The organism is Microbulbifer sp. THAF38 (assembly GCF_009363535.1).
GTDB lineage: Bacteria > Pseudomonadota > Gammaproteobacteria > Pseudomonadales > Cellvibrionaceae > Microbulbifer.
Genome location: NZ_CP045369.1, coordinates 804,035 through 824,005, shown reverse-complemented (window position 1 = coordinate 824,005; position 19,971 = coordinate 804,035). Strand labels below are relative to the sequence as shown.

General features: G+C 49.7%; 13 protein-coding genes and 2 tRNA genes. 6 read left to right on the top strand and 9 right to left on the bottom strand.

The window, feature by feature from the left end:
* Positions 1-146: 146 nt before the first annotated feature.
* Together FIU95_RS03670 and FIU95_RS03665 are read right to left on the bottom strand one after the other, a co-directional pair.
* Complete coding sequence (locus FIU95_RS03670) at positions 147-722, bottom strand: class GN sortase (RefSeq protein ID WP_152456096.1); 576 nt, start codon at positions 720-722, stop codon at positions 147-149.
* On the bottom strand, positions 722-3,046 hold the full coding sequence (locus FIU95_RS03665) for a marine proteobacterial sortase target protein (RefSeq protein ID WP_253868832.1): 2,325 nt from the start codon (positions 3,044-3,046) through the stop codon (positions 722-724). The genes FIU95_RS03670 and FIU95_RS03665 overlap by 1 nt, the downstream gene beginning before the upstream one ends.
* A 12-nt stretch (positions 3,047-3,058) precedes the next feature.
* Here FIU95_RS03665 and FIU95_RS21075 point away from each other — a divergent pair, with 12 nt between their 5' ends.
* The gene (locus FIU95_RS21075; RefSeq protein WP_172975283.1) at positions 3,059-3,295 is read left to right on the top strand and encodes a hypothetical protein; all 237 of its coding nucleotides are present in this window, start codon (positions 3,059-3,061) and stop codon (positions 3,293-3,295) included.
* A 505-nt stretch (positions 3,296-3,800) separates the two neighbouring features.
* Here the strand turns inward: FIU95_RS21075 and FIU95_RS03660 are convergent.
* The 4 genes from FIU95_RS03660 to FIU95_RS03645 form a co-directional block, all read right to left on the bottom strand.
* A complete protein-coding gene (locus FIU95_RS03660) occupies positions 3,801-5,843 on the bottom strand; it encodes a hypothetical protein (RefSeq protein WP_152451589.1) in 2,043 nt (680 codons plus the stop codon).
* Positions 5,844-6,197: 354 nt separating this feature from the next.
* Positions 6,198-7,301, bottom strand: coding sequence for a phosphoribosylaminoimidazolesuccinocarboxamide synthase (locus FIU95_RS03655; RefSeq protein WP_152451587.1), 1,104 nt, complete (start codon positions 7,299-7,301; stop codon positions 6,198-6,200).
* Between the two features lie 108 nt (positions 7,302-7,409).
* Positions 7,410-8,495 carry an AI-2E family transporter gene (locus FIU95_RS03650; protein ID WP_152456093.1) on the bottom strand — a complete coding sequence of 362 codons (1,086 nt, stop codon included), beginning with the start codon at positions 8,493-8,495 and terminating at the stop codon, positions 7,410-7,412.
* A gap of 20 nt (positions 8,496-8,515) precedes the next feature.
* Positions 8,516-8,794 carry a sulfurtransferase TusA family protein gene (locus FIU95_RS03645; protein ID WP_152451585.1) on the bottom strand — a complete coding sequence of 93 codons (279 nt, stop codon included), beginning with the start codon at positions 8,792-8,794 and terminating at the stop codon, positions 8,516-8,518.
* Between the two features lie 208 nt (positions 8,795-9,002).
* On the opposite strand from FIU95_RS03645, the gene FIU95_RS03640 reads away from it, so the two are divergent.
* Positions 9,003-10,511: a M48 family metalloprotease gene (locus FIU95_RS03640; RefSeq protein ID WP_152451583.1), complete on the top strand. Its 1,509-nt coding sequence runs from the start codon at positions 9,003-9,005 to the stop codon at positions 10,509-10,511.
* An 83-nt stretch (positions 10,512-10,594) separates the two neighbouring features.
* Here FIU95_RS03640 and nadA read toward each other — a convergent pair whose 3' ends face one another.
* Entirely contained in the window at positions 10,595-11,647 is a 1,053-nt protein-coding gene (gene nadA, locus FIU95_RS03635; RefSeq protein WP_152451581.1) for a quinolinate synthase NadA, read from the bottom strand.
* A gap of 163 nt (positions 11,648-11,810) precedes the next feature.
* On the opposite strand from nadA, the gene FIU95_RS03630 reads away from it, so the two are divergent.
* The 4 genes from FIU95_RS03630 (at position 11,811) to FIU95_RS03615 (ending at position 19,112) form a co-directional block, all read left to right on the top strand.
* The gene (locus FIU95_RS03630) at positions 11,811-12,908 is read left to right on the top strand and encodes an NAD(P)/FAD-dependent oxidoreductase (RefSeq protein WP_152451579.1); all 1,098 of its coding nucleotides are present in this window, start codon (positions 11,811-11,813) and stop codon (positions 12,906-12,908) included.
* 1,733 nt (positions 12,909-14,641) lie between these two features.
* Positions 14,642-15,181 carry a hypothetical protein gene (locus FIU95_RS03625; RefSeq protein WP_152451577.1) on the top strand — a complete coding sequence of 180 codons (540 nt, stop codon included), beginning with the start codon at positions 14,642-14,644 and terminating at the stop codon, positions 15,179-15,181.
* Positions 15,182-15,385: 204 nt separating this feature from the next.
* A complete protein-coding gene (locus tag FIU95_RS03620) occupies positions 15,386-17,500 on the top strand; it encodes a TonB-dependent receptor (protein WP_152451575.1) in 2,115 nt (704 codons plus the stop codon).
* 40 nt (positions 17,501-17,540) lie between these two features.
* Positions 17,541-19,112, top strand: a complete 1,572-nt coding sequence (locus FIU95_RS03615) for a PepSY domain-containing protein (protein ID WP_152451573.1) — start codon at positions 17,541-17,543, stop codon at positions 19,110-19,112.
* A 590-nt stretch (positions 19,113-19,702) separates the two neighbouring features.
* On the opposite strand, the gene FIU95_RS03610 is transcribed toward FIU95_RS03615, so the two are convergent.
* Both FIU95_RS03610 and FIU95_RS03605 read right to left on the bottom strand, forming a co-directional pair.
* Positions 19,703-19,778 (bottom strand) — tRNA-Lys (locus FIU95_RS03610).
* A gap of 102 nt (positions 19,779-19,880) precedes the next feature.
* Positions 19,881-19,956, bottom strand: a tRNA-Lys gene (locus FIU95_RS03605).
* Between the last annotated feature and the right edge of the window lie 15 nt (positions 19,957-19,971).

Below are 19,971 nucleotides of genomic sequence, written 5' to 3'. Positions count from 1 at the left end.
ACAAAAAATTTTCCAGATAGGACGGTTAGTGACGAGCACAACAAAACGGCAAAACGATTATTTTTCATTTTGCCGCTTTGTCGGAATATTTTATGGAAAGTTTGAGAAAATGAACTACAAAATCGAGTCTCAAATAACGACTTCAGTCACAGCCGCACCAGCTCCCCGCCGGATTGGTATTCAGCGTAGACCAAGTAGCGCAGGGGACCACCCGCCGACAAAGCATCGAAGGGATAGCAGGTCACCAACAGCAGTCCGCGCTCCGCGAATACCGGCATACGTTCGCGTTCACTATTTACGATACGCAGCGCCGTTACCCGATAAGTGTGCCAGCGTCCGTCCTCACCCTGTAGGTAAATGGCGTTGCCGCGCTGTAAATGTTGCAGACCGGCAAAGTGTGTATCCCGGTGCGCAGCGATCACCGTGGTGCGAAAATCACCGGGCTTGCCGGAACCATCAAGCAGGCCGGGACCAAAGGCGAGGGATTCTCCATTGCCTCCCGCCAGCACTATAAAAGGACGCTGGCCCTGCAGCTTGAGCTTGGCCACCGGCCGGGTATCCGCCCAGGGCCAGGGCTTTTGTGGCGCCCCGCCCTGCAATTGCTCCTCCCAGGCGCTGGCAATCAGCAACTGGGCCAGCTGCGCCTTGGCCAGCAGCCAGGAGGCGGAGCCCAACTGCCACAACCCCACCAGCAGGCACACTGAAAAAAGCAGCAGGCGCATCACTGCGGCGTATTCCCCAGTTGCGCTTCCAGGCCACTTACGCCACGGCGCAAGTCAGGTATAACTTTGCGCAGTTGGCGACGCAGCCCGGCCATTAGATGGCCGCGCACCCGGCGGCCACGGCGCAGCAATACGGCCAGGCTGAGCAGGCTCAAGGCAGAGAACAACTGTGCGTAAACACCGGTGGCCGTACTGGGGTAGGCCTGGCGCTGCAACACCTGCCCTCTAGGTACCATGTTGGTCACCGCACCCTGGAGGAGCTTTTCTTCGGACTTGCGCACCAGCTCTTCTTCAACCGCGACAAAGCTGGTGTAGGGGCTGGCGAGTTGATGATCCAAGGCGAGCTGCAAAATCTGCTCACGCAGGGCTTGGCCCGCATCGCTCTCCTCGCCCAGCTGGGTCTGGCGGTCGCGCAGGGATTCCATTTTGCTGCGCGCCCACAAACTGCCGATGCCCTTGCTACTGGGAGCCTGCTCCAGCGTCAGGGCCAGGTTGCGCACAAACTGCTTACCGGCCATGCGCCCGCGCAACTGAATATCCCCCTGCAGCGACTCCCCTTCTACCCTGGCCACCAACTGTAACGGTTCACCGCGATAGAGATCGGGGATTCGCTTGGGATAGGCGTCCGCCACCACACCCTCGGGCCAACTCAGCTGTAGGTTGGTGGCCATCGGATTTTCCAGCTTGGCGAATAAGGCCTGCATACGTCCGCGCACCTCGGAAAGATCGCCGATAGTGACCGAGATACCGCGGCCAAACTGGGCGGCTTTACGCATAAAATGGCTGTTGGGCGCCGAGCCAATGCCCACCGTAAATAAACGCGTATTACCCAGATGCTGATGGATTAGCTCGAACAGCGCCTGTTCGTTGCCTACCGCGCCATCGGTGATAAATACCACCTGGTGTACCAGATTGTTGTTATCCGGCAACTGCTGGCCTAACGCCAGACGCAGCGCCGCAGCCATCTCGGTGCCCCCATCGGCATTTAAACGTTCCACTTCCCGGCGCGCGCGCTGAATATTCTCCGCACTTGCGGCCACTGGACGCGGGAAAAAAGCGCGCGCACTGTTATTAAATTCAATGACATTAAAACGGTCATTACCCTGCAGGCGCGAGAGCGCAAGTACCAGGCTCTCCTTGGCCTGGCGAATGGAGTTACCACCCATAGAACCAGAGGTATCGATGACATAGACCACTTCCCGTGGCAATCGCTGAGCCCGAGTGCCCTCATCCGGTGGCAGCAGCATCACCTGTAAATAGGTACCGGATTTTTTATCTGCACTTTCTTTGCCATCCGCCTGCACCCCGGCGACACGCTCACTAAAGAGCGCCGCACGCGGCATGGCCGAGGGCTCCGGCTGCCAATTTAAAAGAAAATCCCGATTCATTTTTGCCGTGCCCTTGCGCAAACGAATGGAGTAGCGCTCTCCGGCTTTTTCATCGATGGCAATATCGTGATAGGGGCTGCCGATTTTCACCAGCGGCAAGCCGCCTTCCAGCTCCACTTCAATGGCAATATTGTGACTACCCACCACTTCCAACTCTGCCGCCGGCTGCATAAACGGAGTAATCGCCGGTGCATCCTTTACCTGATTGGTAGGCAGCGCCCAACCACTGCCCTGGGTGACCAGTTCCAGTTCGGTACCACCAAGGGCTTGCGAGGGAATGGGTTCACCGGGGATATAACGGGGCGTCAGGGTGGTTGGCAGTCGCAATGAAAAGACACCACTGTCATAGGTTACCGGCTGCAGGTAGCGAATATTCACCTGCACCGTTTCTCCCGGTGCGATATTCGCTACCTTGTTGGTAAACAGGTTGGGGCGCTGCTGCTCTAAGAGCGCCGCGCGCTTACCCGCCGCGCGCGCGGCCTTATAAATCTTTACCGCCTGTTTGCGCTCGCGCACCTTGCCGACAATACGGCGCTCACCTAATTGAATCTCGAGACCAGCCACCGCTGCCTGCTCGGGCAATGGCAATGCGTAAACCGCCTCCTGCCAGCTATCACTGGTATTTTGAAAAGCCTGCTGCAATTGCACTTCCGCAACCAGACCGCGCACCACCATTTTGACACTACTGTGCAGGTGCACGGCGGGCACATAGCGGCCCGACTCTGCGCCGTTAAACAGTAAATCCCCCGATTGCACATCGTCCAGGGTAATCGGTTCAGAGGTAATATCACCATCACTAGACGTAAGCTCCTGGGCACTGACCTCGGCTCCGATTGCCGCAATGACCACCGCCAATACCACTACAACAAATAACAACCAGCGCCCGGCACCACCGGACTTCTGGCGGCGGCGGTAATATTCCTCCGTCGGCAACATCAGATCGTCTTTATGAAACCGCTGCCCAAACAACATCACCCTGTTCACTCACTTCTCTCCACTTTTAAATTGGATGCTGAAGTCATTAAACAGAGGGAAGTGGGCGAAAGGCGGCAGGGAATCGGACGGGAAAAGGGAGGAATTATGGCGAATTGTGGCAAAGACAAAAAAAACCGGCAGAAGCGCCGGTTTATCTATCAAGACCGCACTGAAAATCACTACTCCTGCGAGGTTTTCCTGTCTACCTAAATCTTTACAATGCGTGCTTTCAAGAACAACGGTGAATAGCTCTGTATCCGCCTACAGAGCTTAATCAGAATTAACAACTATTCGTAAATATGTCCTCTCCATTCAAAACCTCTATCTATGCCGAGAATAAATAGTAAAAGTCAGTGCTAGTATCCAGAACAGAGAAAAACTTCGAGTCTGCTACCGTGCAAGCCAAGATGATATTGCCGAAGCTCTTGGTTTTAGAGTTCAATTTACACACACTGTAAGCAGTTCCACTGTACATACAGGGCGTACTTTCACAATAGGTGCCCCAGGTTAAGTGTTACCCACCGGAAAGTTGCCCCAATCAACAGCACCGACTGAACCACAAACAGCCAACTTAGGGGCAAGCTAAATAATAAGCTCGCTTTTATGTCAGTCAGTTTGCCAAGACGCCTCCTTCAAACTCACCATATCGACCCATCGGAATATAAATCGCTTTTCACGCAAACAGGACGGGTTAATGTCACAATAACTCAACCACTCAGCACTTTCCAAGCTGACAGATTTCAACATCCACGATATCCTGAGAATGCAATGGCAAATAAACAATGGTCGTTTTTCTACCGGCTGTATTTCTAAAATTACCCCATTTGAAATCGTCGGTGGTTTGCCCATTAACTTTCACTGCAATATTTTTTTCACCCTGCCAGCCTTCCAACACAAACGCAGGATTGAATATCGGGTTAGACCCTGAGCCATTTAGCCTGAAAGTTAACGAGTCTGTTGCATCAAAATAGTATGCTCGCTGAGATTCATCATAGCCAAAGTCTGAAGAACCCTTAACATTAGTGAGTGCAGGAGCCTGAAGCCAGGACTTAGCTAGTTTGACAACCTGCTCAGTTGACATATCGGACAATCCCGTGAGCAGCAGCCGGGTTTGTGAAAAATCATCCTGTTTGAACGGTGGATTAAAAGCCATATGGAATAGCGATGTATGGCTTGGGTAACGAGAATCCATGGCTCCACGACCAAATGCTCGAATCTGATTCACCGGCCAGTGGTCCCAGCGAACAAAATGATGTCCAGGATATTCTTCTTCAAAATCCACTTCAGAATATGGAATAATTTCCAGCGTGCTGCCGTGCTCCATAATGGTATAGGTATCAAAATCCGTATCTTTTAAATTAATACGCGCAATATTAGCCTGCAAAGGCAACTCAAAAGGCTCATTACCTCGGTCATTAATACCTCCATCGGCACCATCATAACTCTCCACCTGCCCCTCCATATTAGCGAGGGCAAGCGTTTTATTAATTTCAATGTTATCCCAAGGGTCTCTGCCTGCACTATTAATAATCATCGCCTCATGATATTCGAACCCATTGGGAGCATCGCCATAGGTATTGGCCTGTTGACTGAATAGCGTATTTCGAGAGAGTACCGAACCATCAGGATAAAAGTAAAAAACAAACTCGGATGTTGCACCCCACCCATCCGGTGAATCATCTGTATCAATTAAGTTGTAACAAATACCGGTGGGATGATACCGCCACTGCACGACAACCCTTGCAGGGGTATTTTCAATAACACGTACATGGCTGTAGCGAGCCTGCTTGTCATTCATAGGCTCAGCACCACCGCTTTCGCACATTTCCGGCCAGCCCCAACTTTCATTAAATTCATTGCTGAACCATGCACCGTTTTCTGAGACCAGACTTGGGACAAAGCCCAGACCTCTCCAGAATACCCATTTGGTATCATTGCCATCAAAATTAACAACTACATCGGGATGGGCATGCACTTGCCAATTGTCACTCCACACACTCGACCTTGGCTGGTATTCATCATCCGGGCCGACATCCCACGCTCCCACATACCCCAACTTGGTGTATAGCGCTCCAAAGCCTGAATCTGGTCCATCAGGTAAAGCGTTAGCACTATAGAACTCGGCTACAGGCGGGATATAGGGGGACTGCTCAGTAGAAGACTGCGTGATTGAACCATTCGAATTTAAAGTCAAATGGTGAGTTAACTTACGTTCGTTATCATGATCATATGTTTCCCGTAAAACCGTTCGATCAGGCCTCACCGTATAGTATTCATCGACCCAACCTGTCCACCCCGGCAGCATTGGATCAGTATGAACATCAAACTTTGGGGCATAACGCCAGTGTATTACCACTTCACGTTGGGACTGACGAATAATCCTTACATGGGAGTGACGATTGAGTTTATCCCAGCGCAGCCCTGCTCCATCCCCTTGGGTGTCAAAAAGCTGCTCTACATAATTGACACCTTCGTCGGTGTGCCACCGTGGCAGATAACTAGAGGCCCGCCAGAAGTAGAACCGTTCTTTGTTAGAGAAATGAATGACGATATCGGCAAACTCACTAACCATCTGATGGGCTTCCCAAGGCTCACCGGAATCCATTCTCGAGTAATAAGCATAAAATTCATCGCCAGTGTGACTAGTAGGTTTATCACCTTTTGAGGAGTCGGATCCAGTGGAACATGCAGCCACCATGAGAAGGATATAAAAAGGGAAAAGACACTTATATAAAAGGGTTGCCGCCATCACTTTCATTAATTTTAAATCTCTTCACTTGGCAAATATAAATTGCGTTTTAACTTTATATTTACCAAGTTTACACAGCGGGCAATAAGAAAAGTGAAAGATAAAATATATTTAATCTAAGACCAACTCTGAGACAGCATAGATACACCCCCAAGGTTCAGACTCCAAGCCCAACTCTATAGAAGGCCTAGGTAATTGCAGTTACCACTTGAAACCAAGCCCGGTTAAAGCTAATAAAATTATTTTACCGGGGAAATACTCTAGGGAAGAAATTACAGGCACTGACCCCAAGCTGTAGAAGCTAGCAGGTAAACAGACACAAAAAAGCCGGCGCAAGCGCCGGCTTTTTTATTTAGGCCCAGATCAGTCGACCAGGCCATAATCCTTACGCAACACTTCAAGCAGTTCCGCTTTAGGATTATCGGATATCTCCAGTTTCGTACCAATAATCTTCTCAGCAATACCAACATAAGTATTAGAGAGATCCATCAGCATAGATTCTGGCAGCTCATTGTCGCGAGCCAGGGCCAAGCGCTCATCCATGCGATCTTTGTTCAACAGGATATCTGCATCGGGGAAGTAGTTGAGCAGCGCCTGGCGGAAGCCCTCTTTGGATTTCTCCACAACCTTACCTGCACGATACTGTTCGCCGTCCCAGATACGGGAGGAGTCCGGGGTACCCACCTCATCCATATAAATCAGCTTCTCTTCACCATTGGCATCGGTGACATAGCCGAATTCAAACTTGGTATCGACAAAGACTTGGTCGAGTTTTTCCAGCTCGGCGGAGATTAAATCAAAACCCTCTTTCAGCAACTTCTCGTACAGGTCGATATCGCCCGCGCTGCGGAAGCCGAAGGCCGGAAAACTGTCTTCGATATTCTTGCGGGTGACATTGACATCATCCGCTTCCGGCACGCCGGGGATGCCCTTGAGAATACCTTTGCTGGAGGGGGTAATCAGTAGCTCTGGCAGTTTTTGGTCTTTCTGCAGGCCGTCGGGAATTTCAATACCGCAGAACTCGCGCTCGCCCTTTTGGTAAGAGCGCCACATGGAGCCTGTGATGTACTGGCGGGCGATGGCTTCGATCATCACCGGGCGCGCCTTCTGTACGATCCACACCAGCGGATGCGGGATATCCAGAATATGGCTGTCGGCCAGGCCCTGCTCTTTAAACAACTTGAACCAATGGTTGGAAATGGCGTTCAGTGCCGCACCCTTGCCGGGTACGCCGCGCATAGCGCCTTCACCGGTCCAGATGCAGTCGAATGCGGAGATGCGATCGGAAATCACCATTACCGCGAGAGGGGTGTCCGGGGAAACCGGGTAGCCTTTTTCCTCAATCAGGCGGCGGCTATCTTCTTCGCTCAGCCAGTAAACTGAGCGGACCTTGCCGCTGTGGACAGGCTTGTCGGTACGGATCGGCAGGTCATTATTGACCGCTAGAACTTTGTCAGCCAGGCTCATGGGCTCTCACCTATTTGAAGGGCCAAATAAAAGAAAGCGCGGCATTCTAGCAATGGCCCCGCGCCGATACAAAGAAAAGAAATCGACTAGCGAAAACGCGATCGGGCATCACTCCGATATACGCTTAGCTTCCCACTCGGCCTGGTGCTCGCTGGTGGGCCAGGCAGTCATAATGGCTTTGAGTAGAGTGGCCAGAGGGATCGCGAAGAAGACGCCCCAAAACCCCCAAATTCCCCCGAAAAATAATACCGCCAGGATAATTGCCACCGGGTGCAGGTTAACCGCCTCAGAAAACAGCAACGGCACCAGTACATTGCCATCGAGCAGCTGGATAATGCCGTAAGTTATGATCAGATAGAAAAACTCGTTGCTCCAACCCCACTGGAACAGACCAATGGCCGCCACAGGGATAGTCACCACCGCCGCGCCGATATAGGGAATCAATACACTCAAGCCCACCGCTACCGCCAGCAGCAGGGCGTAATTGACCCCCAGTAACAGGAAGGCGGCATAGCTCACCGCAGCCACTATGCCGATCTCCACCACTTTGCCGCGCACATAGTTGGCCACCTGGTCGTTCATCTCGTGCCAGATCTGGTGCAGCATGGGACGCTGCTTTGGCAGGAAAGAGGTACACCAGCGGATCAGTTGGTCGGAGTCCTTCAAAAAGAAAAACACCAGGATCGGCACCACCACCACATAAATCAGCAGGCCGGCAAAAATGGGCAGGTTGGTGAGAGAGAAAGCCAGCAGGGTCTGCCCCATACCACCGAGCTCTTTGCCGAGGGTATTGAAAACCTCATCGATCTGCGCCGCAGAAATCAGGCGTGGGTAACGCTCCGGCAGAAGCAGCAACAGCTCCTGGCCGCGCTGCACCATATTCGGCAGCTCCGCGCCGAGGCGCACCAGCTGGCGCCAGATAATCGGTAACACCACAAATAGCAGGCCCACGATAGTGCCCACTAGCACCAGGCAGGAAAGCGTTACCGCGAGCCAATGGGGCACCCGCCAGGACTTCAGCTTCTGCACCATGCCCTGCATCAGGAAGGCGATCACCAAGGCCGTAAGCACGGGCGCCAACACGCCTCCGAGCGTGGCCAGCACCACTAGCGCCACGGTGAGCAGCAGCACGAGCAACACCACTTCTTCCTGACTGAAGTAGCGGTTCACCCAGCCTTTAACAATCGACAACATAGACTCTCGGGATTGATTCTTCATTTGCCAGCGTACAGCCAATATAGAAAGGTGTTATCACGCCTTTCGGCGCGCAGCAGGGGCCTGCCGCTCAGTGAAGCAAAACTGTGAAAATCGCGCCAAGAGCCCTCATCCGTTGCCATAATACACAGCAGGGTTCCCGCCTCGTATTGATGCAGGGCTCTACGCATAGCCAATAGAGGCTGTGGGCACGGCAACTGGCGGGCATCCACCGTTACCGCCGCATGCCAGTCTGGCGCGATCTGTTCACTAGCGGTATCGGAGAGAAACTCGGCCATTGGCTACTCGGTCGCAAGCTTTGCAGGGCTGCGGATTATAACGCGTAATCTGCGCCAGAAACCGCCAAAGCTTTACCCTTTTTAACTCGCCAGCTGGCGCAAACCTGAACCTTTACAGACCCACTCGGTCAAACTCTCGACAGTTCAACGGGGTTGCGTATAGAGTTGGACTATAGATCCTACACGGACAGACCGAGCAGTAATCAAAATGACTGATCCCCAAAAAAGCCTGCCTCGTCGATCGTACAACTCGACCCTCTCACAACGGCTGCGCGGCAGTTTAAAGGCACTGGGCATCGGCCTATTGCTCGGCAGCACTCCCTTAGCGGCTAGCGCAGATTCCGAGGGAATCCGTTTGCCAGAACTCGGCGACAGCACCAGCGGCCTAGTCTCCCCCCAGCGAGAGAAAGAACTGGGGCAGATGTGGCTGCGCATGTTTCGCAGCCAGGTAAAGACCTCCTCAGATGCACTCCTGCAACAATACGTCGAGAAAACCGTCAAAGGGCTCGCCGAGTACAGCCCTTTAGAGGACAAAAACATTGATGTGGTCGTGGTGAGCAATGAAACCATGAACGCATTCGCCGTCCCCGGCGGCATTATGGGTATTCACACCGGCCTCTTCCTGTTTGCGGAAAACGAGGATCAGTTTGCCTCGGTAATTGCGCACGAACTGGGCCACCTCAGCCAGCGTCACTACGCCCGATCACTGGAGGCCCAGCGCAACAATACCCTACCCACTCTAGCCGGCATGCTCGGCGCCTTAGTGCTCGCTGCCACCGCCGGCGGTGATGCTGGCATCGCCGCCATGACCGCGACCCAGGCCGCAGCGCTGGACAGCCAGCTGCGCTTTAGCCGTAAGAATGAGCAGGAGGCCGATCGAGTTGGTATCGAGACCCTGGCCAAATCTGGCCGCGACCCGGACGCTGCCGGCGAGATGTTCGAGCAGATGCTCAAAGCCACACGCTACTATCGTCGCCCGCCAGAGTTCCTGCTGACCCACCCGGTAACTGAAAAGCGGATTGCAGACGCCAAGCTGCGCTCCCAGCGCATGGAAAATGTCGAGCCGAGCGACAGTCGCGATTACCATATGATGCGCGCCAGGATTCGCCTGGCCACTGAAGCGACACCGCAGCAGGCAGTCAAGCGCTTCCAGGCAGAACTCAACGGCATCAATGACAATGAAGATGCCGCTCGCTACGGCCTGACACTGGCGCAGATCGCCGCGGGCAGGCCGGATTCGGCCCTGGACACCTTGCAACCCCTCCTCGACAAGGAGCCATCCAAAGCAGCCTTTGTGCTGGCGCGCGCGGATATCGATCTGGTGCGGCATGACTACACAGGCGCCACTCAGCGCTTACAGCGCGCACTGGATCGCAACCCCGGCGATCATGCCCTGGTGATGGGGCTCGCCAACGCGCACTTTAAGGCCGGCAACTACCTGGCTGCCGAGCGCATGCTGGCCAAATACAGCCGGGTGCGCAAGAAAGATCCGGCCGTGTGGTACCTGCTGGCAGAGACTCACGGCCTGGCCGGGGATATCGTCGGCGTACACGAGGCCCGCGCCGAGTACTACATTCTCAACGGTGTTTTCGACAAAGCACTACAACACCTGCGCCACGGCATCCGTATGACCCAGGACGATTATCAAACCAATGCCATTTTGAAACAGCGCCTCAAGGATGTAATCAAGATGCAGGAGAAAGCCAAGGAGCTTTAACCTCCTGAGACCAACACCAACAAAAAGAGCGGCCATTGGCCGCTCTTTTTGTTGGAATCAAATCATCCCACTGGGCACTCTTCTTAACCTTTACGGAAGTCCAGCATTCTCTGCAGCGGGATCATCGCCTTGCGGCCCAACTCCGCATCCACAAAAATCTCGTTATCGCCGCGTTCCAGCACTCCACAGAGGTTCTCCAGGGAGTTCATCGCCATCCAGGGACAATTGGCGCAGCTGCGGCAGGTGGCGCCGGCCCCAGCGGTGGGAGCAACCATCAGCTCTTTATCCGGGCATTCCTGCTGCATCTTGTAGAAGATGCCCTGGTCGGTTGCCACGATAAAGCGCTTCTCAGGGCGGGTCTTGGCCGCATTAATAATCTGCGAGGTAGAACCCACTACATCCGCCAGCTCCACTACTGAGGCCGGGGATTCCGGGTGTACCAACACTACCGCGTCCGGATAGAGCGCCTTCAGATCCTCCACCCCTTTTGCCTTGAACTCCTCGTGCACGATACAGGAGCCGTCCCAAAGCAAAACATCTGCACCAGTTTCGCGCTGCACATAACCGCCGAGGTGCTTGTCCGGCGCCCACAGGATTTTTTCGCCATTGGCATCCAAATGGTCCACAACATCCAGGGCAATACTGGAAGTGACCACCCAATCCGCCCGCGCCTTCACCGCCGCGGAGGTGTTGGCATAAACCACTACCGTGCGATCCGGATGCTGGTCACAAAATTCGGAAAACTCTTCGGGAGGGCAGCCCAGGTCCAGGGAACAGGTCGCCTCCAGGGTGGGCATCAACACTCGCTTATTCGGGGTCAGAATTTTGGCGGTCTCACCCATAAATTTAACACCGGCCACAACCAAAGTGTCCGCCGAATGCTGAGCGCCAAAACGGGCCATTTCCAATGAATCAGAAACACAGCCACCGGTTTCCTCCGCCAGGGCCTGAATCAAAGGATCGGTATAATAGTGTGCGACCAATACTGCATTCTGTTCTTTCAACAAGCGCTTGATGCGCTCGCGCCATTCTTGCAGCTCTTCTTCGCTATATTGAGACATTACCGGTTCCGCCAGGTGCGCTTGCACCAAAGAGCGAGAATCTACCTTATCTGCGGCAATGGACTTATGAGTCATGACTAACTTCCAGTCGCGGGAAAGCGCGCATTATAGCGCAATGAAACGACACCACCACGTACCCTTTCGACAGCAATTTTCATCTGGCGTTACAGGCAAAACAGGCCGAAGGGATTCGGCCTGGTCACCTCAGTAAAGTACACACTTCGACAACAGGACCGCTATGGAGATGTTGGATACCGTGATAGTCGGGGCCGGGGTGCTAGGACTTGCCTGCGCCTACCAGTTGAGCCGCGCTGGCCACAAAGTGATGGTACTGGAACAACACAGTGCCATTGGAACTGAAACCAGCGCGCGCAATAGCGAGGTTATTCACGCGGGGATTTACTATCCAACAGGCAGCTTGAAAGCCCGTGCCTGTGTTAAGGGTAAATCCATGCTGTATCAATTTTGCCAAAAATACGCGGTGCCCCATAAGCAAATCGGCAAACTGGTAGTTGCCACCGATAAAGCACAGCTGCCACAACTCCGAGCCCTCAAAGCCCAGGGGGATGCGAACAGCGCCGGGGGGCTTCGTTTACTGAACACTAAAGAGGCTCTCTCTATGGAGCCAGAATTACAGTGTGCCGGGGCCATCTACTCACCGACGACAGGGATTATCGACAGCCACAGCCTGGTGCTGGCTCTTGAAGGCGCCACGGAATCCAAGGGAGGTGAAGTCATACTTGCGAGTAAGGTTGTGCGCATTGAAATATCCAGTGGCACCTGCCAACTGGTGATGAAGGATGGCTACAGACTGACGGTCCGCAACCTCATCCTGGCCGCAGGTCTTCACACCAGCTCACTGATGAGCACAGTAAATAGCGAAGTAATAAAACGAGAAATTCCCACCACGTATTTTGTTAAGGGCAGTTATTTTACCCAGTCAAGTAAGGTGCCTTTTTCACACTTAATTTACCCTCTACCTGAGGGTGCCGGTCTGGGCATTCACCTCACTCTGGATTTGACTGGAGGGGCGCGGTTTGGCCCGGATGTGGAGTGGATTAAAACCATTAACTACCAAGTAGATCCGGGCAAGCGGGATAAATTCTATAGCAGCATCCAGAGCTACTGGCCCGGATTAGAAAGTAATACGTTACAGCCTGGCTATGCCGGTATTCGCCCAAAGATTGTTCCCCAAGGCGTCCCCGCCGGTGATTTTCAGGTTTTGCATAAAAGGCTAAGCAACAATACGCAGCTAATAGCATTCTTTGGTATCGAATCTCCCGGCCTGACCTCCTCACTTTATCTGGGAGAGATGATTTCAAAGATTACTAGTTAACCCATTACTTTTCGCAAATACTCTTTTTAATCGCAACACATTCAAAACAAAAAAATTCAGCTATAAATTTTACTGAAAGATAGCTCCTACATTAGACATACCTTTTTGTATTGCGAATGCAGTTTGGGAACTATATAGCCAGCTCATAGTATGGTTATTTGAAGCGCCAATTGGAATTTTCAAGGAGTGCCATATTGTCATTTCCCATTTGAAATATCTCCATCATAAGAAAGCTAACCGAACCTAGCTGATCCAAGGCTGCGGTATTTCCTATGCCATCTTGAGAACAAACTATCAAACTTGAGCTGACGTTTAAGTTTTGATTAACATCCATTTGACTCATCTGGCCAATTTATGTGGCCAGCAAAGTAGAATCGATCGTCTACTGCTGTAGAGTAAAGCTCGGGCCGACAATTTTCATATCTCCCAGCTTATTTATCGTCATAGTACTCTCATCAACACTGAAGCTTTGCACGTTATTATCGACAGGTTTATGTTACCTACTTGATTGACGGTCAAACGACTGTTCGTCAAAGTGCCCAGCTGGATACTCATCACAGTATTGGCATTACTTGACTGGAACTGCTCAAGCTGGACATTACTTAGGTTCGTGAAAACATTGTTGTTGCACTTTTCCGCATTAGTAATATTTCCATCTCTGATCTAGGCCTGAATAACCAACGTCACCATTACATCCGTGTATTGTTCCGCGACAACTTGATTGCCGTTCATCAGTCTGGAACTGTATCACCTGGCTAAAACTGACTGCGCTATCGGATCGGACTGATCAGACATAGCACTATTTCCAGCCCCATTTCGCTTGACAATGGTGGAGTTATTATTCCCAAAAGAGGAGTGACAAATGCCACTAAACAGATGGCGGCAGTTATGGGGGTACTATTTTCATTTCGACAATCCATACCTGGTAGAATTATCTCGCGTTAAAACCAGCTCCTTTACCTACAAAGATCGAACCGCACATCTCAGTAATCAAACTCGCAACATCGAGGCAAGCACTATTCATCGTAATTGGTGACACGGAATGCTTGAGGAGATAGTAAATCAAAAGACCGTATCCTTATCTCTCTGAAACTAAACTCATAGAATTAACTAGCTACATATGCCTGACCAATGCGCCAAAACACGAGTCGATGACTTATTAATTACTACCAATATAATCTAACCCTATTATGGGAAAAAAGCACCCAAGAACCAGGTGAAAAGTTTTAGAAAGAATATAAGTTGCAGGTTTAGTGCCTCCCAGGAAGAACAAAGAAAACCAGACATTGAGAACCATAAGGAAGGAATTATTGGTCGCACCGGGTTCACACCCACAACCAACAAATTAAAGGTCGAAATATAAAGCTTATTGCTAGCCTTATATTGGAAATTCTCACTGCACTAGCCATAATTTCACATGACTATTTAATATTCTATCCAGAACAGGTTCGGCAAGCCTTTATTTACTGCCCCTAAAACTCGACTCCTCCAATATCAATTATTAATAAAATAATTCGTCTGTAAAAAGCAATACACAGGGGTGCAATTGGGTAACCAGCCACCAAAAATCATCCAATATAATCACGCCAAACCTATCAGCAAATTTTTCTATTAGAGACCGAGGCAGCCAGCGGAAATAGTACTTCCATCATAGAAAGCAACTCCCAGCCCTTGATAACTCTCAATAAGTAGAGCAGAATGCGCCTCAAATTGTCACTTCGCAAGTACCCGCTTTGTCAATCTGCTACTTTACCAAAACCAAACAATCACGAGGCGCACGAAACCTGCTGCCTCGTATAGCGTTGTTTTTATTTTTGGTACAAGCATTGATTCCCACTGGATACATGCCAGCCTCGATCGCTACTGATGGTACAGTTATCAAACTCTGTCCTAGTGGCGTCTCACCAGAAGTAATGGCGATTATTCATCAGGGGCATAATCTAAAGCCATTAAGTAGCGGTACAAAGAGCGAGCAAAATCACCACTCCCATCATCAACATATACACCATGAGATGGCGAGCATGTCAGCCGATAAAGTTGCTGAAAGTACAGATCATGATCACCATACCGAAGGTAATTGGCAGTCGGACTGCAAGTTTGGTATTGCAAAACCAAATTCCGAAGTAACATTTTTACCTACTCCTTATCTATCTAGCCTGTCAAAAACACGCTATATCCAGCAGCGAAACTTGGCTGAGGAAGTAATCGCCAGCCTACATCGCAAACAGCAGCAGCGCGCTCCTCCCTTCTCAGCCTCTTTGTCCACAATTTAAGTCTTTGCTCTTCATTTTTTGGGCTCGTTTACGCCTGCCCCAATGATGAAGCCAGTAAGGCATTTGATATAAGCAAATCAGCATGCTCGTAGATACTACCAATCTAGTATCAGAGCACCTGTGCCTGCCGCTATATCGTCTGCGTTACAGCATCTAAATTATTTTTTCGGCACGCTATATAGCGCTCCGACAGGATACCTATACATGAAAATTACTCGAAAGCTGTTCATCGCCTTAACACTTATTGCTATCAGTAGCGCGCCTCACGCTGAAGGCCAAGATCATCATTCCCAGTCAATTGAGGAGGTTGTAGTTACAGTTGATATTGACAATTCACTATCGGCCAACTCTGCAAGTGAAGCGATTCATAACCTTCAGCGTGTTCCAGGGGGAGTTGACCTGGTTCGTGCCGAAGACTATTTAGTTGAGTTTACGCAGAGTATTGGTGACGCGCTGAAGTTCACACCCGGTGTCTTCGCAGACACTTCAGCCCAGCGTGATAACCGAATTTCTATTCGGGGATCCGCTGCGAATGCTACTTATGAACGCCGAGGAATTACTGTATTGCGTGATGGAGTACCGATTTCACGTGCCAGTGGCAGCACCGAGTATCAAGAAATAGATCCACTATCTATTGGCTATATCGAGATCTATAAAGGATCAAATGGCCTTCGCTATGGTGCAGCTTCACTGGGAGGTGCAATCAATGTGGTAACACCGACGGGAGCTACGTCAAAAGCTGGTAGTAATATAAGGTTGGAAGGCGGATCATTCGATACACACCGAACCAGTATTAACACTAAAGGAAGAAATGACGCTTTTGATTATTATGGTGCGGTAACCAAACTAAATAGTAGTGGATTTAGAGAACATTCCGAAGTCGACAGTATTTATAGCTTTGGTAATGTTGGCTACAAATTTAGTGATAACTTAGAAACTCGCTTTTTTCTAACCGCACTGCAGGACAATTTTGAGCTGGCTGGCTCTTTGACACACGACCAAGCACTAAGCAATCCTGACATGTCGCCAGAATCAAATATTGAACGCGATATGGATCGAAACCTTGATGTATTTCGCTTATCAAACCGAACAGTTTTTGCATTAAATTCGCTCACTATTGAAGCCGGAGCTTGGCTAGCAACAAGATATTTGGATCACGCTATAACACCATATGCCGGCATCATTGAGCAAAGCGGAATGGAGTTTGGTATATCTACTGATATTACTGGTGATTTCAAACTGGATATCACTGATATTTCCTGGGTTATAGGTATAACCCATGCTGAAAGTAACAATGAGTCAGAACTGTTTGCGTACTCTGAGGGCCCTTTTAGCCCAACACCAACTGCCGAGAAGGGGGATTTATCAAGTAAAGATGATCGGAATGCGACGAATACTGTCATCTATGGACAGCTAGACTTTTCCTTAAGCGAGTCACTTAACGTAATCGCAGGAACTCAATATATTAGTAGCGTCAGAGAAAACAAAAATATCTTTAACTCTGACCGCGCTCAGGATAAGGGTGGACCGAAAGATGACACCGGTAAGTTGAGCTTCGAAAAATTCAATGGGCGTCTTGGTGTTATTTATACCCTACAAGATGAAAATCAGCTATACGCTAATGTAAGTGAAGGTTATGAGCCACCAGGAATAACTGATCTAACTTCGGGCGGAGCGGATCCATTTACAATTCTTGATGCACAAGAGTCATTGACTTTTGAGGTGGGCTCTCGCGGGCAGAAAGGTATTGTAAGCTGGGACGCATCTATTTATCACAGTGAAATTAGCAACGAATTTGTAGACGTTGGGCAGTCCGGGTTTAGTGGCGAAACAACAAGTACAGAAAACGCAACAGGTAACACACTACACAAAGGTGTCGAGCTTGGTTTCGATATACGAATAAATAAGAATATTCTCTGGCGGAACATCTATAACTATAACGACTTCAGCTTCGATAATGATCCGGATAGAGGGGATAACAAGTTACCTGGAATACCTCAATCAATCTATGCCAGCGAATTAAAATACTCGAGCAATGGCAGGTGGTATGCAGGCATTAACTTGCGACATATTGCCAACGGAGCCTACGTTGACTTCGCTAACACTGAAAGAGCTGCGGGATATGAATTAATTGGCATTATTGCCGGTATCTCGATAAACGAAGCGATCGACTTATTTGCATCTGCGGAAAACCTAACCGACGAAAAATATATCTCAAATGTGTCAACAGTATCAGATCTTAGTATGGCTTCCAGCAATTCAGTTTTTACTCCAGGTCAAGGTCGCGCCTTCTATGTTGGTGTCAGCACTAACTTTTAATAGCCCCTCACAGTAGGAAATATATAAGCGAGGTAGCTTGATGAAACTGCAATTCATTAGATGGCACAGATTCCTAACCTGGATAGCTTTTTTTGGTGTTGTAACTTGGTCTTTGTCTGGAATATCCCATCCAATAATGGCTTGGTTTGGTCCGCAAGCCAAAAATACAATGCCACCCACGTTTCAAGCCAGTGCAGAAACCTTATATAAACTTGAAAAAATTGTTGATAAGCTGCCTATCGAAAAGGTGGCTATCGCTAAAGTTGTTCCTTCGAGTGAGGGTAATCTACTGCAGATTACAGAAGCTGATAACAGCCCAAGGCGTTATTTCAACCTTGAAACTGGAAGTGAGTTGTTTGATCATGATATAGCACAAGCAAAGTGGCTCACATCTCATTACTTGGACTTACCACAAGAAAATATTATTGATGTTAAATTCAAGGAGAGTTTTAGCGCTGATTACCCGCGAGTTAATCGCCTGCTGCCAGTTTATGAAGTGACCATTGCCGCCGATGATAATTTACTCAAAGCTTTTATCTACACCGAAACAGGTGCCTTAGCTGCTTTAAACAATAGCTTTAAAGCCAAAACGCAACTGTTTTTCAGGGCGCTACATACCTGGAGCTGGCTAGATACTACCGGCCATGGGCGTGTGCTCACTGTTGCACTATTTATGTTAACGCTTCTAGTGATAGCTTCAACGGGACTCTATCTGATTTTTGCACTCCCCAGCCGCAAAATTCCCAAGTCTAATCGACGCTGGCATCGCCGCCTCGGCTACTTACTTTGGCTGCCATTACTTGGCTGGTCAGCAAGCGGGTTTTACCATTTATTACAGGCAGAATACATACAGCCCATTTCAGGCTTGCGACTGCTTGAACCTGTGCAACTGGAAAGCTTTGCAGTTACGGAAAGAGAGATGGCTCAGTGGCGGCATAGCATAGAGAGTAGCATTCCTAAGAAAGCGCATTTAAATGCTATTTCGCTCAATCAGTCCATCGATAAAAAGCCAATTTATCGACTTGGGATTAGCGTTCCGATTGAAGAGTCAACGTCCAATTACCAACAGCGAAAAGCACGCTTTGGCGGACTGCCTCTGGAAAGATCATCAGCTTTAATCAACGCTCAAACAGGGGAGAAAGAGTCGATTAAAGACCAGGACTTGGCCAAAGAACTAGCTCTACAGTTCATCCAATCCAATGGCAATACAATCGACAATATTAAAATTGATGAAATCAAGCTGGTCACACACTTTGGGCCAAACTATGACTTCCGCAATAAACGGTTACCGGTTTGGCAAGTCGACTTGAATGACCCAACCGGTAGCAGGTATTTTGTTGACCCAGTAACAGGTATTTTAGTTGACCAAAATCGAAAGATTGACCGGCTGGAATCACTTTCATTCTCACTGCTTCACAAGTGGAATTTTTTACGCCCATTAATAGGAGCTGAAAAGCGTGACATATTGATTGTAATTACATTACTCGCCTTAATTGCAATGTCCTGCTTTGGATTGGCTATTTATTTAGCACGCAGAAAGCCAAGACCTAGGAGGGTTGGTTCCAGTCTACCCCCACAGGAAGCGTCTAGCTACATTAAAGCCTCGAATTAGAACTAGACTTTTTCTCAGGCAAAACTCCCGGTCAAGAGCAGCCCCTGCGCCCAGGATCTACCCTTGACTGAGAGACTTATTGGGCAGAATAACTCAAAGGCTATATACGCCCCCCTTTAAGCTCAAGTGTTAACCACAATTACCGATAAAGGTGCTTTTACTGTCTCGAGCTGACCTTTCATCTTAGTTAATGGTTTCTACAACAGCTTATCTTCCACATTCAACCTTGGCACCAATGAGCACTAAATCGTGTTCATTGCCGATCAGTCGAGGCTCTCTAACTCGGCGAAAAGCCGCCTCCAAGACCCACATGAAGCCCTTTAAAGTAAATACGGCTATTGAGTGCCTATAGGGTTTAGCACACAACTTAAAGCACACCCTGGCGAGCACATTAGCGCAGTCGGAGAACCCTAAAAATATGGAAGATTCTGATAGATCACCATATAAGTAATATCCACCATTTAGAATCGAAAGCGAAAGGGGCCGTTTATTGCAGTAAATAAGCACCGTCATAGAAAGCCTGAAACTGGCCCGCAAGAACAAAGGTCATACAGAGAAACTGGTTAATTGATAGCGGGTAAAAAGGAGAGTGGTGGGTCGTGCTGGATTCGAACCAGCGACCAATTGGTTAAAAGCCAACTGCTCTACCAACTGAGCTAACGACCCCTAGGAAGTTGGGCGAACTTGGTATATCCCAACTGAGGATGCTTATACTTTTCTCGCAGATCGGTAAAAGCTGTCGGGTTCCGTGAATATCTCTGGCGAAAATGGTGGGTCGTGCTGGATTCGAACCAGCGACCAATTGGTTAAAAGCCAACTGCTCTACCAACTGAGCTAACGACCCTTAGGAAGTTGGGCG